General features: G+C 46.0%; 10 protein-coding genes. 6 read left to right on the top strand and 4 right to left on the bottom strand.

The annotated features are described in order from the left end of the window. Nucleotides 1-74: 74 nt before the first annotated feature. Nucleotides 75-545 (top strand): YciI family protein, encoded by a 471-nt coding sequence (locus H8K36_RS07060; RefSeq protein ID WP_186914431.1) that lies wholly within the window; start codon nt 75-77, stop codon nt 543-545. Nucleotides 546-551: 6 nt separating this feature from the next. Here H8K36_RS07060 and arsC read toward each other — a convergent pair whose 3' ends face one another. Next, nucleotides 552-971 carry an arsenate reductase (glutaredoxin) gene (gene arsC, locus H8K36_RS07065; protein WP_186914430.1) on the bottom strand — a complete coding sequence of 140 codons (420 nt, stop codon included), beginning with the start codon at nt 969-971 and terminating at the stop codon, nt 552-554. Between the two features lie 337 nt (nt 972-1,308). Between arsC and H8K36_RS07070 the strand changes: the two genes are divergently transcribed. Both H8K36_RS07070 and H8K36_RS07075 read left to right on the top strand, forming a co-directional pair. Next, the gene (locus tag H8K36_RS07070) at nt 1,309-3,114 is read left to right on the top strand and encodes a PAS domain S-box protein (RefSeq protein WP_186914429.1); all 1,806 of its coding nucleotides are present in this window, start codon (nt 1,309-1,311) and stop codon (nt 3,112-3,114) included. A 1-nt stretch (nt 3,115) separates the two neighbouring features. Beyond that, entirely contained in the window at nt 3,116-5,533 is a 2,418-nt protein-coding gene (locus H8K36_RS07075) for a two-component system response regulator (protein ID WP_186914428.1), read from the top strand. 76 nt (nt 5,534-5,609) lie between these two features. Here H8K36_RS07075 and H8K36_RS07080 read toward each other — a convergent pair whose 3' ends face one another. Both H8K36_RS07080 and H8K36_RS07085 read right to left on the bottom strand, forming a co-directional pair. Next, nucleotides 5,610-6,287, bottom strand: a complete 678-nt coding sequence (locus H8K36_RS07080; protein WP_186914427.1) for a hypothetical protein — start codon at nt 6,285-6,287, stop codon at nt 5,610-5,612. Between the two features lie 190 nt (nt 6,288-6,477). Then, a complete protein-coding gene (locus tag H8K36_RS07085; protein WP_186914426.1) occupies nt 6,478-8,982 on the bottom strand; it encodes a TonB-dependent receptor plug domain-containing protein in 2,505 nt (834 codons plus the stop codon). A gap of 233 nt (nt 8,983-9,215) precedes the next feature. Here H8K36_RS07085 and H8K36_RS07090 point away from each other — a divergent pair, with 233 nt between their 5' ends. The 3 genes from H8K36_RS07090 (at nt 9,216) to H8K36_RS07100 (ending at nt 14,497) form a co-directional block, all read left to right on the top strand. Then, entirely contained in the window at nt 9,216-9,872 is a 657-nt protein-coding gene (locus H8K36_RS07090) for a DUF938 domain-containing protein (protein ID WP_230404309.1), read from the top strand. A 151-nt stretch (nt 9,873-10,023) separates the two neighbouring features. Then, nucleotides 10,024-13,155 (top strand): ligand-binding sensor domain-containing diguanylate cyclase, encoded by a 3,132-nt coding sequence (locus H8K36_RS07095; RefSeq protein WP_186914425.1) that lies wholly within the window; start codon nt 10,024-10,026, stop codon nt 13,153-13,155. A 121-nt stretch (nt 13,156-13,276) separates the two neighbouring features. Next, nucleotides 13,277-14,497: an HD-GYP domain-containing protein gene (locus H8K36_RS07100; RefSeq protein WP_186914424.1), complete on the top strand. Its 1,221-nt coding sequence runs from the start codon at nt 13,277-13,279 to the stop codon at nt 14,495-14,497. A 32-nt stretch (nt 14,498-14,529) separates the two neighbouring features. Here H8K36_RS07100 and H8K36_RS07105 read toward each other — a convergent pair whose 3' ends face one another. Then, the gene (locus H8K36_RS07105) at nt 14,530-15,042 is read right to left on the bottom strand and encodes a redoxin domain-containing protein (RefSeq protein ID WP_186914423.1); all 513 of its coding nucleotides are present in this window, start codon (nt 15,040-15,042) and stop codon (nt 14,530-14,532) included. Nucleotides 15,043-15,211: the final 169 nt, after the last annotated feature.

Genomic DNA, 15,211 nt, shown 5'->3' on the forward strand with positions numbered 1-15,211 from the left:
CCTTTTTGTACATTGACAAGATTGCTGGCCAAATCAAATGCTAAACTGAAATCAAACTCAATAAGGATTTTGCCATGCCATTTCACCAGTGCTCATTACTAGTTTCAACTCTGCTCTTGTCGACGCCGCTGCTAGCGCAGGACGCTCCAAAGCCTGCCGCGCAGACGTTTGATCCACAGCTAGCCCAACAATTGGGGGCAGACTCCCGAGGAATGCGACAATACGTCCTCGTTGTACTGAAGACAGGGCCTAAAAAAGTCCCCGCCGGCAAGGAACGAGACGAGATGTTCGCTGGTCATTTTGCGAATATGCAAAGACTCTCTGATGCCGGAAAACTGGCCTTAGCAGGACCATTCGATGGCAAAGAGGGATGGCGAGGTTTGTTTATTTTTGCGGTCAATAACATCGACGAAGCTCGCGAATTGACCGCGACAGATCCAGTCATCATGCAGGGTGAAATGGTTGCCGAATTCCACCCTTGGTATGGATCAGCAGCGGTAATGGAGATACCAAAAATTCATCCAAAGCTAGTCGAGAAAAAATAGTCCAAACTAAATTCGGCGTCCTTGTTCGTCAACGACCTTTTCTCCATCTTCCTTCACAAAAGCCCCCTGTTGGGAACTCGTTAAAATCGCCAGCACCTCCTCTGAGGGGCGACATAAGCGTGTTCCTAAAGGGGTTATCACAATAGGACGATTGATCAGCACAGGATGCTCAAGCATGATGTCCAGCAACGCATCGTCACTCCATTTCGCATCATCCAATTGCAATTCTGCGTACTGTGTTTCTTTTTTTCGCATCACTTCTCGAATTGGTACACCGATCGCTTTAACGATCTCACTCAAAACTTGCTTGCTCGGTGGTGTCTTTAAGTATTCGATCACCTCAGGTTCGATTCCAGCATTACGAATCATTGCGAGTGTATTTCTAGAGGTGCCGCATTTGGGATTGTGATAAATGATTGTTGTCATGTTTTCTAATTCATAAGAGATTGTCATACAAAGCAAGTTCAAATATGACTTGCGCTATCTGACGATAGGCTAAATGTACTTGCATTATAAATGCTGTGATCGGATAAATATGAATCTCGAATCAAACAAGCTTTGTCCAAAGCAGACGATCAAGCTTACTATTTACATGTAAGTGTCATCGCATTTATCGCAAGGACAACTTTGCGAATTGACCTCGATATTGTGCTTGGTAGAAATTCGAAAAGCGCGTTAGTATCCAAAGGCCGCACAGCAAATGTATAACGTGGCATAACACCTGCTTTTATCAGGCCCATCGTCGGTTTGTGAGGAAATGTACATGCAAGTATTGTCCTTCAATGAACTGGAATCGCTCGTATCAACTTTGATTGATCAAATCCCGGTTGGAATTGTCATTCTGGATCGTGATTATCGACTGCGTTTCATTAACGATCGCCACGCCAAAAATAATCAACTGCGGAAAGATGAACAACTGGGTAAACGGCTCTGCGAATTTTTACCGCATGCGGCGCCCATCATCGAACCCAAGCTTCAATTTGTGCTCGATCATGGCATCCCACTTCTCGACCAAGAAATCATCAGTAAGCAAACCCTAATTGATGGCTCAACCCTGCATAGAATTGCTTCTTACTATCCTTGGCAGAATAAAGACAAAGAAACCATTGGAATTATCGGTATCATTCAAGATTCAAAAGTAGATCAATTCGCGCAACGCATGCTGGAAGAGAGCCAATTTCGTCTTCTCAAAGTACTCGATAACTTATTTACGTTTGTCGGCGTTTTAGAATTAGATGGCACCTTAACAAATGCAAATCGTGCTCCCTTGGACGCTGCAGGTCTCAGTTTAGAATCGGTTGCTGGAAAAAAGGTATGGGATACCTATTGGTTCGAACACGATCCACAAGTGCAACAACAATTACAGGAAGACATCAAGGCCTGCTTGAATGGGGTCATCATACGTCGTGATATTCAGGCGCAAATGCTTAATGGCGAACTCATGTGGCTCGATTTTATGCTGGCACCGCTCAGAGACGCAGATGGCAGAATCACACATTTAATACCTTCTGCAAACGACATTTCGAAACGACATAAGAGCGAAGAAGCACTTCAGAAATCCGAAGAGTTGTTTCATTCGATTATTCTTGCATCCGACGATGCCATCATCACAAAAACCTTAGATGGGGTGATTACCGCATGGAACCCCGCCGCTACTCGCTTACTCGGCTACAGCGAAGAAGAAGCATTAGGACAAGCGATCACTGTGCTCTTTCCACCCGAACGCATACATGAGGAGCAGGTTCTACTGGCTCGCATAGGACGTGGTGAAAAGGTTTTACCATTTGAAACAGTTCGTATTCACAAAGACGGATCTGCCATTGACGTCTCGGTGACAATATCACCGCTACGAGATCGAAGCGGAAAGGTTGTGGGCGCTTGCAAACTAGCTCGTGACATCTCGGTGCAGAATGCTCAGCGTCGTCAAATCTCACAAGCTTTGCAAGATAAGACTGCCTTACTGCATGAAGTACATCATCGTGTAAAAAATAATTTACAGATCGTTTCTAGCTTACTCAACATGCAAGCACGCCGGGCTTCACCCGAGGTAGCTACTGCTTTTTCTGAATGCCAGACGAGAATTCGAGCGATGGCTCTGGTGCATCAGCTTCTATACGAATCAGAGAATATGGCTGAAGTGGATCTAAGTTTGTATCTCTCTCAATTATCAGGCTTGTCTCGCGACAGTTACAAAGCGGAGAACAGCAATATTGATATCGTCTTTGAGATGCCAGATCAAAGGATACTGATTGATCTCCAACGAGCTATTCCATGCGGCCTCATTGTCAGTGAATTGGTACTTAATGCATACAAGCATGCATTTCAGAAAAATGACGATGGAAAAATCCTCGTTCGCTTAACGAGACTGGGCGCCAGCGCATTTCAGCTCATCGTGAGCGATAACGGTTGCGGATTACCCCTTGATTTTAGCTGGGAAAGCCGCGCTGGCTTAGGCACTCAATTAATACCTATGTTCGCCAAACAACTACGAGCAAAATTCCGTCATACGAGTAGCTCTAAAGGTTCAAGCTTTTATTTTGATATACCTATTGTTGCAGAGGAAACCTGATATGTACATAGAACGGATACTCATCGTCGAAGACGAACCCGTAGTCGCGCTCGACCTGCAACATACCTTAGAAGAAATGGGCCATGAAGTTGTTTCGATTAGCGAATGTTTTGAATCGGCGATTGAATCCGTCATAAAACATAGCCCAACTTTGGTCATGATGGATATTCATTTGCAGGGAAAAATTGATGGCATCGAAGCCTGTGAGGCGATCTATCATGGCTGGCAAATTCCTGTGGTATTCCTGACGGCTTATGTCGACGAAAAAACTGTCAATCGCGCCGCCGCGTGTCGACCATTTGGCTACCTAATGAAGCCTTATCACAACAAAGAACTGTACGCCGCATTACAAGTCGCGCGATCTCGGCATGATACGGAAACTGCCCTTACCCGATCCGAAGAGCGCTTGAGCTTAGCTCTAGAGGCTGCCGAACTTGGCATTTGGGAGTGGGAATCGAAACTTGATAAGATAAAAGGCGATGTTCGCTTCGATCGCATTTGTGGCGAACTGCTTTGTCCGGTATCGACGAATTTACGCAGTATGCTCGATCGCGTTCACCCAGAAGATAGAAACAAATTAGAGAACCAATTAAGTAGGCGTGGCTTCTTTCATACAAGTTTCCGAGCACAGAGAGAAACAGGCGACTACGCCTGGTTAGAACTTTACGGAAATCGACGCCAACGCCTCGATGAAACCAGTGTGATCGTGGGTGCAATTCGCGACATCACCGTCAGAAAGGCCATCGAAGATAAGCTCAGACAAGCAAGCGTTGTCTACAGCACTATCACCGAAGGCATCATGATCCTCGATGCGAATGCGAAGCTCATTTCTGTCAACCCTGCATTCAGCCAACTCACTGGTTATGAGGTCTCTGAGATTATCGGACAAACTCCTGAAGAATTTCTCATCGTCAGGCAAGATGCTGACCCGAGTTATCAGGATTTGGCAAACTCGGAAAGTGGAAACTGGACCAGTGAAGGTGTTTGTAAGTGTAGCGATGGCCGAGTATTTAACGCGCTTCAACAAATCTGTGTTGTGCGCGATGATGATGGGAAAACGATTCAATTTGTACACACCATTTCTGATCTCACCGCAATACGGGCAACAGAAAAGCAACTCGTATATTTAGCGTATCATGATTCGCTCACCAAGTTACCAAATCGACGAATGTTCATGGATCGATTAAAACACGCGATGGCGAGTGGTGATCGAAATCAACAGTACGGTGCCTTACTGTTCATCGATATGGATGATTTCAAAACGCTCAATGACACCTTGGGTCACGATATGGGTGATCTGCTGCTAGAAGAAGTGGCAAGACGCCTCTCCGCATGCGTGCGTGAATGCGATACCGTTGCGCGACTTGGTGGTGACGAATTTATGGTGATGTTGGAACAACTCAGTCACCATAGCGAAGAAGCTGCTATACAAACCGAAATCGTTGCTAAGAAAATCATCGCACATCTCGACGAAGAATATCTCCTTGGAGTGCACGACTATCGTTGCACTCCAAGCGTTGGAGCCACACTCTTCCTCGGTCATGCACAGCATGTCGACGAATTGATAAAGCAAGCTGATATCGCCATGTATCAGTCAAAAAAGGGCGGCCGAAATCAGCTCAGCTTCTTTGATCCATCGATGCAACAATCCGTGATTAAGCGTGCCACCTTAGATGCCGAATTACACCGAGCCTTAGAGCGTCAAGAATTTCGTTTGCACTATCAAATCCAAGTCGATGCATGGCGCCAACCTATAGGTGCTGAGGCGTTAATCCGTTGGTACCATCCAGAACTAGGCACGGTTTCCCCAGCCGAATTCATTCCCCTCGCTGAAGAAACAGGTCTAATTCTCCCAATTGGGCAGTGGGTCTTAAAGACTGCCTGCCAGCAGCTTCAGGCATGGCAAGATAAGCCTCATACCCGCAATCTCGTATTGGCTGTCAACATCAGTGCAAAACAAATTCGACAGAAGAATTTCAGCACCATGGTCTTAGCACTATTGGAAAAATATCAGGTAACGCCGCATCTACTTAAGCTAGAGATCACCGAAAGCGTACTACTCGACGACGTCGAAGACACTATTAAAACCATGCTGAGTTTAAACAGTATCGGCATCCGTTTTTCTATGGATGACTTTGGTGCCGGCTATTCGTCCCTGCAATATCTGAAACGTCTGCCCTTGGAACAACTCAAAATCGATCGCTCCTTCGTTCAAGACTTAGAAAACAATAGTAGTGATCGCACCATCGTACGTACCATCATTACCATGGCACAAAGCCTCAATATCGATGTCATTGCCGAAGGCGTCGAGAACGAAGCACAGAGGGAGTTGTTGCAAAATAAAGGTTGCATTCATTACCAAGGATACTTGTTTGGCAAACCTGTCGACATCGAACAATTCAACCGTTTCTTGGAATAATTCGGGCTACGTTTTCTATATCTAAAAATAAAAAAGGTCTCACTGCTGTGAGACCTTTTTGTATCAAGAGCTAGATTTATTCGCCGACGATTTGAACAGCTTCAACCTCTTTATACCCGTGCGAGAGATTGTTCGCGAACGTCATTTTCACAGCTTTGACTTTATAAGCTGTCTTTTCAAATTTCCTAACAAACCAAGTGCGCTCACCGCGACGGTCTTCTTTCTGATCACTTATACCTGACCACACTGTATTCCATTTTCCATCGGTATCTTGCAGTTCGAGCTTACTGATCGATTCAGCCGCGTGCTTACCCAGAAATACAGCGCGAACTTCAGTTACATTGGTTGGTTTAGCATAACTTAATTCCAACCAATCAAAACCCATATCTTGTTGGTTATTGCTCCAAGTTTTGCCATCTGGCGCTCCTGTCACGTTCGAACCCTGATTTACGCTAGCAACATTATTTCGATCATCGCCGAAAGTCGAACTCGCCTTCGCGCTAGTAGCCCACTGCCCTTTCGCATCATTGAGATATTGGTCTTCCATCATTCCATATTCGAGCAGCGCTTTTTTCTTTTGCATTTCTTCTTGTTCAGCCGTCAATTCAACTGGAGCGCTATTGGTCGTAGGGGGCGGTGTCGCGGACACTGGTGCAGGTACATTTACGCTTGCAGAGGCGTCTTCTGCCTTTTTATGGCAAGCAGAAACAGCTACACAGATCATTAACAGCATTAAGCCCGAAACTTTTTTCATTGAATTCACCTTCTGTTGAAATTGAACTAGACATGTCAGCACAACGCTGCACACAGGCGACATTCTAGACGAATACACAATATTTCACAGCAAGGAATTGTAAGTAAATGTTCAACCAATCTCATTCACAGGGCGAAAAAAAAGGGCAAGTTTCCTTGCCCTCTTTAAACCGTTTCACGTACAACGAGATTTAGAAGCTGTAAGTCACACGTCCATAAACAAAACGACCTGAACGACCAAATGGAGAATAGTTAGAAAAACTCGCCGCGCCATTGGTATTTAAGGCTGGAGTGCGAGGGTCAGCATAGGTATCAAAAATATTGTCCGCGCCTACTGCCACTTTCCATTGTTTATTCAAGCTATAACGAAACTCCATATCGACTAAAGTCTTAGGAGACAACACCTGATCCAATGCGGCTGTTGTACCTGGATCAATGACCTCACCATAACGTGTTGCACGTAAAGTTGCACCGTATTCGTTTAATTTCCAGTCGACGCTCGCATTAATTTTATTGCGTGGTTGACCTCTTTCGAAGGCAAGTACATTGACGCGATCAAAGAGAATTGGCGATGGTGACAATGCCGACAACTGTGCTGTCTTGGGGACCTTCGTGACCTTTGTCTGAGTGAAATTACCCGCTAATGTGAAGTCAAACTTACCAGCACCGTCGGCCAACATCAAATAATTCGCAACAATATCGAGACCTTTGGTACTCGTATCAACACCATTGATGAAAAAGCGTCCACCACCAACTCCAACAAAACCTTGTGAAGTCAAATAATTGCGTACATTAGCGGCTGTTAAATTCTCAGACAAAACGATACGATTCGTGATGTCGATATGATAGGCATCGACCGTTAAGCCAAATTTACCGAAATTAAATACCGCCCCTAAAGATTGATTGACTGACTTTTCCGGCTCTAAAGGCTTAGCACCGAGCGCTATAGCCGCCGCGGAACCGGGAGTGAAAGTCGTAATTTCGAATGGAACGCCGTTGATGAAGTTAGTCGCTGTCGATGTGAAAAATTGCTGTTGCGGAGAAGGTGCACGGAAACCATTTTGGACCGTACCACGCAAGGCGAATTCTTTACTAAAGTTGTAGCGACTGGTGAGCTTTCCAGTGACGTTACTTCCAAAATCAGAATAGTGCTCTGCCCGTGCGGCAGCCGAGGCCAACCATTCTTTGGTCAGATTCGCCTCCACATCAACAAAGACACCAGCAGCACTACGATTATTATCTGAAGCGTTAGCCGGGGTAAAACCTGGAAATACCTGAGCACCAGGCGCCGTTGGTGTACCGTTCGCTAATTTCTCACCTCCAAAACGGTAAGAGTCTGGCTCGCCTGCCGACAGGCTATAACCCTCGCGACGCATTTCAAACCCAGTGGCAAAACTCAAGGGCGATGCCAAACCCAATTCAAAACTACGAACTGCCGTTAAGTTAAAGACTAACTGGTCATACGCGAAACCACCTGCATTGAACACCGTCTTACTCGTTGGACCGATTGAACGGTTCAAACTATTCTGCACAGAAAACTGCATCTTGTTCTTACCATAGCCGAGCGAGGCATCCATATCCCAATCGCCCGCTAGCCATGAAGTCCCAAAGGTCGCGCTATAGTCATCGACTTGTGGCGCAATCTGCGGCAAGAAGCCATTTGGATAAATGGAAATGATGTTTTGGTCTTGTAAGGCGCGACGGAAGTTACCCGCTGATACCGCGTCACGACGTTGATAACTAGCCCAGGCATATACTTTTGTACCGCCTTGCAAGGTTTCGCCCGCATTGACGAAAAAAGTATTTTGTTTAACGTCAGGTTCACCATACCAAGCATCAAAACGATTAAAGTCTTTCTCACGTGGATCGAAAGCACCATTCACCAAAGGATATTGCTGACGGAAGTCCCACCCACCTCGTTCGGTATGTTTTTGGTCTTTTATTTCGGCAGCGACCGTGACGTAGCCATTTTCGCCAAATCCGAAGCCTTTCCAAATGCTTGCAGTCGTCGTGTCGCCATCATGGCGACTACGCGAGGTACCAGGAGCTGACCACGTAGCGCCGTTAGGAACCGTTCCTGGAATGAAATCATATTCAGTGATACGTTGACCGTAACTTAAGCTCGCATCACCACCGTCGCGGTCCGCCCGAAGACGCAAGTTAATCACACCAGAAATCGCATCAGAACCATACTGCGCTGAAGCACCGTCACGCAGCACTTCGATATTTTTTACCATCGCGGTGGGAATTGTATTGAGATCCACGGCGGCTGTACCGCGGCCCACAGTACCGTTGACATTGACTAGCGCAGAGGCGTGGCGTCGTTTTGAGTTAACCAGCACCAAAGTTTGGTCAGGTCCAAGACCGCGTAGCGTTGCTGGTCGGATCGTATCAGTACCATCGGTTAATCCAGGACGTGGAAAATTCAACGAAGGGAGTGCGATTGAAAGTGCTTGATTGATTTCGGTGACGCCGGAGTTTTGCAAAGAGTCGCCAGAAATGACATCGACTGGTGCGGAAGTATCTGTAACAGAGCGATTTGGCATGCGCGTCCCAGTCACCACCACTGCCACAGCTTTTTCATCGGTTACTAATTTGGGCTTGCTATCACCTGTCTGAGCCTGTGCGAGGCCCGTGCAAAACAAAGAAGAAATGGCAATGGCGAGAATCGGATTCTTCGGTGAAAAGTGTTGCATTGTGAACCTCCAAAAAAATAAACGACATGTCGTGCAATTAAGGATGGGGTGTTCATTAGCCAAGCGACGCGCTCGAAAAAGACGTGAAATCATCATGACAGCAAGACTTTTCCACGTCAATTTAAAGCCTGCCAGATACAACAGTCTCAAGCCGAGAATGTCATAATTCGAGCTATTTGGAGCATAAACATTAAGCTTATCTTCAATCGAGATCGCAATCTAATCAAATAGGCATGACATCTTCATCAAGGTCTTTATTCAATATGAATCCAAACAAGCCATTGCTAAAACAATTCTCAGCCGCCTGTGAACGCAACCGCGATCCGATCTTGGCACAGTTAAGTATCCACTTCAGCCACACTCAACGTGTATTAGAGATAGGCAGTGGTACCGGTCAACATGCGGTCTATTTTGCGCAACATTTACCCCATCTAATGTGGCAGACAAGTGATCGCATCGCCTACCATCCCAGTATCGAGGCATGGCTAGAAGAAGCGAAATTACGGAATGTATTGCCGCCTCTCGAACTCGATGTCGCGCAGCCAGATCAATGGCCAACCGCATCATTCGATGCAGCCTTCACAGCGAACACATGTCATATCATGGCATGGGAAGAAGTAGCACAAATGCTAGTGCACCTCGCGCGATGCTTGGAAGAGCTAGGTTTATTTGTTATCTACGGTCCTTTCAAGTACAGCGGAGCCTTCACCAGTGATAGTAACGCTGACTTCGACCACAGCTTACGCCAGCAAGCTAGCCACATGGGAATACGCGACATTGAACAAATAACACTACTCGCACAAGATTCAGGACTGACATTGCTGCACGATCTTGATATGCCAGCCAACAATCGGCTACTGGTATTCCAGAAAACCACAAATAAGACTTGAGCTGTGAAAAAAGGTTAAAATTTCCATATCGCACTATTACTGTGCTGCATTCAATCGTACACTTTAGATACGGCCAATCGCGCGATATTCGTAGCTGATCTGAAAGCACTTATTCCAAGACATAGTGGTCGACCACAATATGAAATTGAACATGCTGCTTATTCGTATCCTCATTTTTCTCGGACTCGCAATTGGCCTCGGTCTCTGCAACGCACAGACTCGTTCATTGACTACTCAAACCGCTACCACTAACAGCGCTCAATCAGAAGCAGGCACACCATTACTACGTACCTTTCTGCCTCAGGAATATCGCGCACAAGGGCAAAACTGGGCCGTCGTTCAAGATCAACGTGGGCTGATTTATGTCGGCAACAACGACGGTGTCTTGGAGTTCGATGGTGAACGTTGGCGTCTGATTAAGGTTAGCAATCAAACCACGGTGCGTTCGCTTGCCGTGGATGCCAATGGTCGCATCTATGTCGGCGCGGTTGGTGAGATCGGTTATCTTCAAGAAGATGCCCATGGCACCATGCAGTATGTCTCCTTGATGCCTAAATTGAACCAGGAACAACGACAGTTCTCCGATGTGTGGCGCTGTTTTGCCAACGACCAAGGAATTGTGTTTGCTTCGTTTCGACGTCTTCTCAGAATCAAGGGTGACAAAGTCGATCATTGGACACCCAAACAAGCTTTCCAATGGCCGTTTTATCTCAACAAGCGTCTATTTGTCCGAGAAGCAGGACGAGGTTTACTCGAACTGAAAGGTGACAGACTGGAGCTCTTAGCTGGCGGCGAGCGTTTCGCATCTGAACGGCTATACGTTATGTTAAGTCTCGCCAATAATACTGGTGCAAATAACGCCACAAATAGCTCCGAGAACAACAGCGAGCGCTATATTCTCGGCACTCAAAATCAAGGATTCTATGTATATGAAAATGGGCAATTCCGTAATTGGAAAACGGATATTGATACCATTTTGAAGTCAAGCTTGCTGTATAGCGCTGCGCAAATGAACGACGGCAGCATGTATTTTGGCACAGTCCAAAGTGGCTTATTTCATCTTGATATAGATGGTAAATTACTAGGTCACATTGATCGTTCAAATGGACTGCCAGATCAAGCTGTGTATGGACTAGCGGTAGACCGAGATCAAGGTTTATGGTTAGCTTTAGATCGCGGTATCAGTCGTATTGAGGTCACCGATCCTTTAAGTCGCTTTCACGAAAATAACGGACTCGTAGGCTCTAGTCTTTATGTCCATCGTCATCAAGAAAAACTCTACTCGGCAACGACTCAGGGTTTGTATCGACTAGCGCCCGGTACCAACGCACAATTTGAACGCATCCCTAACATCAGTGGACCAACTTGGGGGCTTTATAGTTTTGGACAGCGCCTCATGATTGGGAATTATCAAGGCATCTATGTACTCGATCAAAATAAAGTCGAAAAAATTCCATCGACAGACACAGCACTATGTTTTCTCAACCCCAAAGAACTTCCAAATCAACTTTTGATTGGGGTTCGTAATGGTGTATTAAGGATACAACTCAACGGAGATAAGTGGCAAATTCGAGGGATGTTGCCTGGCATTACCGACGAGGTTAGGACCATCGTTCAAGATAAACAAGGTGATATTTGGCTTGGTACGAATAGCACTGGTGTGGTGCGCATCCGCATTCGTCAAGGGAAAGAGGGTGAAGAACATTTCGAAACTGCGCGCTATGGTGCAAATGATGGGCTACCAAGCCAGAACAAGAATTGGGCCTACCTGATCAATCAAGAAGTTCGGTTTGGCACGAATGCAGGCGTATTTCAATTTGATGCCAATAGCAATCGTTTTAATAGTGACAATCGCTTTCAAAAGCTATTTGAGAATCCACGACCCGTCTATAGCATCTATGAGGATGCGTCATCTCGCGTCTGGCTCTTCTCCCAAGATCTTCAAACTGGATTCGAAGAAGTAAGTTCGCTAAAACTAGTCGGCTCAGAATACAAACCCATTCATACGCAAGCACTACGGGCCTTAACAGGTGAGCGCGGTGAAGGTATGCAGAGGATACTCTACGATAGCGATGGTGTAATGTGGTTCGGCGGCACCAAGGGATTGTTTCGTTTAGTCCCTGATTCCGAAAAAAACTATCAGGCACCGTTCAGCACTTTAATACGCAACTTGAGCACTTCGGACAATGTCATTTATGGTGGGCACGGTTTACAATCGAATGCTGAACTTGAGTTTAGTCAAAATCGTTTGCGATTTGACTATGCAGCCACCAGCTATGACGGCCAACAAAGCAACTTGTATCAAGTATTCTTAGAAGGTAATGACAGTGGTTGGTCAAATTGGAATACAGAAACCTACCAAGACTACAGCAACCTCTTTGAGGGAAAATATCGTTTTCGCGTCCGAGCAAAAAATATTTACGGTACGGTCAGTGAAGAAGCTAACTTTAGCTTTACCGTAAAAGCACCGTGGTACCGAAGTTACCTCGCCTATGTTTGCTATGCGATCTTAATCTTCGTCGTTGTTCGCTTGATCAGTGGCTGGCGGGTTGATCGACTCAACGCACAGAAACATCTACTTGAAGAACTGGTCCTCGCGCGCACCAAAGAATTGGAACAGGCTTATGCCGAAATTGAAAAGATTAGCTTACTCGATCCACTCACTGGTTTAGGGAACCGCCGACATCTAACCCAATCTTTATCAAATCTGATTCCATTCACATCTGGCGATGATCGACGCAACGGCAAAGGCAAACGCTATGCCTTTGTCTTAATCGACATCGATCACTTCAAGAGCATCAACGATACGCATGGACACGCGAGTGGCGATGCTATCTTAAGTGGAATTGCGGGCATACTTCGAGAACATTGCCGCAACGATGACCTCGCCGTACGATGGGGCGGAGAAGAATTCTTATTGTGCGCTAGAGTCAACGATGAACATGAAGCATTAGGCTGGGCCAGTCGCTTACGACAAGCGGTTGGCGCTGCGCGTTTCCCCATCAGCGAAGGACGAACAGTCAGCACCACTTGTTCCATCGGCATTGCCTGTTTCCCTTTCCAAATGCAACGAGCAGATCTACTCACTCAAGAACAAGTGATTCTTATCGCCGACGCGTGCCTCTATGTCGCCAAACGCAATGGTCGAGATCAATGCGTGTGTGCGACGCCGAATGGTGTTTGGCCTAACGATGTCGGACAAAAAATTAATGTCGATGTGCAAAGTTTCTTGCAATCGGGTTTGGTTCATTTGCAAAGTGACAAAATGAAAGAACTGGCATAGTGCCAATTACTGGATCGAATTGAAACAAAGGGTTAAATTTTCTCGCGCAATCAAAGTCTTGGCTAGCGCTGAGTTACACTAGGCCTTATATCAACAAAATACATACAAACGGAGCCACGCAATGTTAAAGAAGATCGCCGTCGATGAATTAAGAACGGGGATGTACTTACAGTCGCTATGTGGCTCTTGGATGGATCATCCTTTTTGGCGTACCAAATTCATTATCACTGATCCACTCGACATCCAGAAAATTGTCGATAGCGGCATCACCGAAGTTTGGATCAATATCGACAAAGGCGCTGAACCACAAGCCGCAGTCACTGCTCCCACCGCAACTGAGTCAGTAAAACCCGAACCAGAAGTGGTTCCTAAGAAGGCAGTTGAACGTCCTAAGCCCACACAAACTTCAGACGAAATGCAACGTGCCGCGAAAATCTGCGCGCAGGCGAAAAAATCTGTGAAGTCGATGTTCGAAGAAGCGCGCATGGGTAGGGCAATTTCAATCGATCATGCTGGCGAAATAGTCCAAGAGATATCGTTCTCAGTGATGCGAAATCCGAACGCGCTGATTAATCTAGCACGTCTCAAAAATGCTGATGATTATACTTACATGCATTCCGTTGCTGTCTGCGCGCTGATGGTGGCGCTCTCCCATCATCTCAACCTTGATGAGGACCAAACTCATGAGGCAGGACTCGCCGGACTTTTACATGATTTAGGCAAAGCGAGTATGCCGAGCGAAGTGCTGCTCAAACCAGGAAAGCTCACTGTAGAAGAATTCGAGATCATGAAGAGTCATCCGGCAGAAGGGCATCGACTCTTACTCGAAAGTGGCTTCGATGCCGCAGTTCCACTTGATGTCGTACTTCATCACCATGAACGTATTGATGGCAGTGGCTATCCACATGGCTTGAAAGGCGATCAAATCAGCATTTATTCGAAAATGGGGGCCGTATGCGACGTCTATGATGCCATCACATCGAATCGCCCTTACAAAGCAGGCTGGGAACCAGCAGACTCCATCAAGCGTATGGGTGAATGGTGCGAGGCACAGTACGATAAAGATGTATTTCAAGCATTCGTTAGCAGCGTTGGTATTTATCCTGTTGGCTCGCTCGTCAGGCTTGCGTCGGGGCGCTTAGGTGTCGTGGTTGAACAAACTAAAAACCTTGTGGCACCAAAAGTAAAAGTGTTTTTCTCGACGAAATCGAAAAGCTATATTCCCGCCGAGATCATCGATCTATCGAGACCAACAGTCGATGTCAAAGGTGAAAAAATAGTGGCCCACGAAGATGCTGCGAAATGGGCCTTCAAAAACTTCAATGAAATGTGGGCTGGTTAAGGCTGCACCCATTGTTCAAGCTACAAAATGGATTAAGGTAGTGAGAGCCACAAGTTATCCCAATCCTCAGGTAAAAAAGCCCCATCACGTTTGAACATGAGTTGATGTTTGGGATTAAGCACGAAATGGGTGGGGGTCGAGCCCAAGCTTCCGAAATTATCTTGATGGCCTGGTGCAAAACGCCAAACTGTCGGAAATCGTTGATCTTTAGGATAAGCTAAAGTCGTTGCATCGTTATATTCATCCAGGTCTTTCTTGTTCTGATCAATATTCACACCGAGCAAGACGAACTTCTTTTTTACATTGCGCAAGTAAAAGTCGCGCATCAGCTTCAAGTCATGTGAACAGACTGTACAGTCAAAAGTAAAGAAGCTAACTAAGACGGTACGACCTAAGTATTCCTTCAAATCAAGCGGTTTCCCATACACATCAGTACCACGCAATTGATATTGAACATTGCTTGTTTTCTTATCAGCAGCGAATGCAGGAGCACCCAAAACCATACTACTAGCCAATGAAGTTTTCAGAAAATCTCTTCTATCCATTACAGACTCCTCGAAATAAAGCGTGATCAAAATGACCATGACACCGAAAGACCATGTTGGCAGTCTTATCCGATCATAGGTAAGAAGTGACGTTAAAGAAAGTGAAATCTTCCGCATTGTGGTCGAAACGATCAAAGTTGATCTTGAAAACCACAGAATTCGGATTGTA

Origin of the sequence: Affinundibacterium nitidum (genome assembly GCF_014284155.1) — a bacterium.
In the GTDB taxonomy this organism is placed as follows: Bacteria; Pseudomonadota; Gammaproteobacteria; order Burkholderiales; family Burkholderiaceae_D; genus Undibacterium; species Undibacterium nitidum.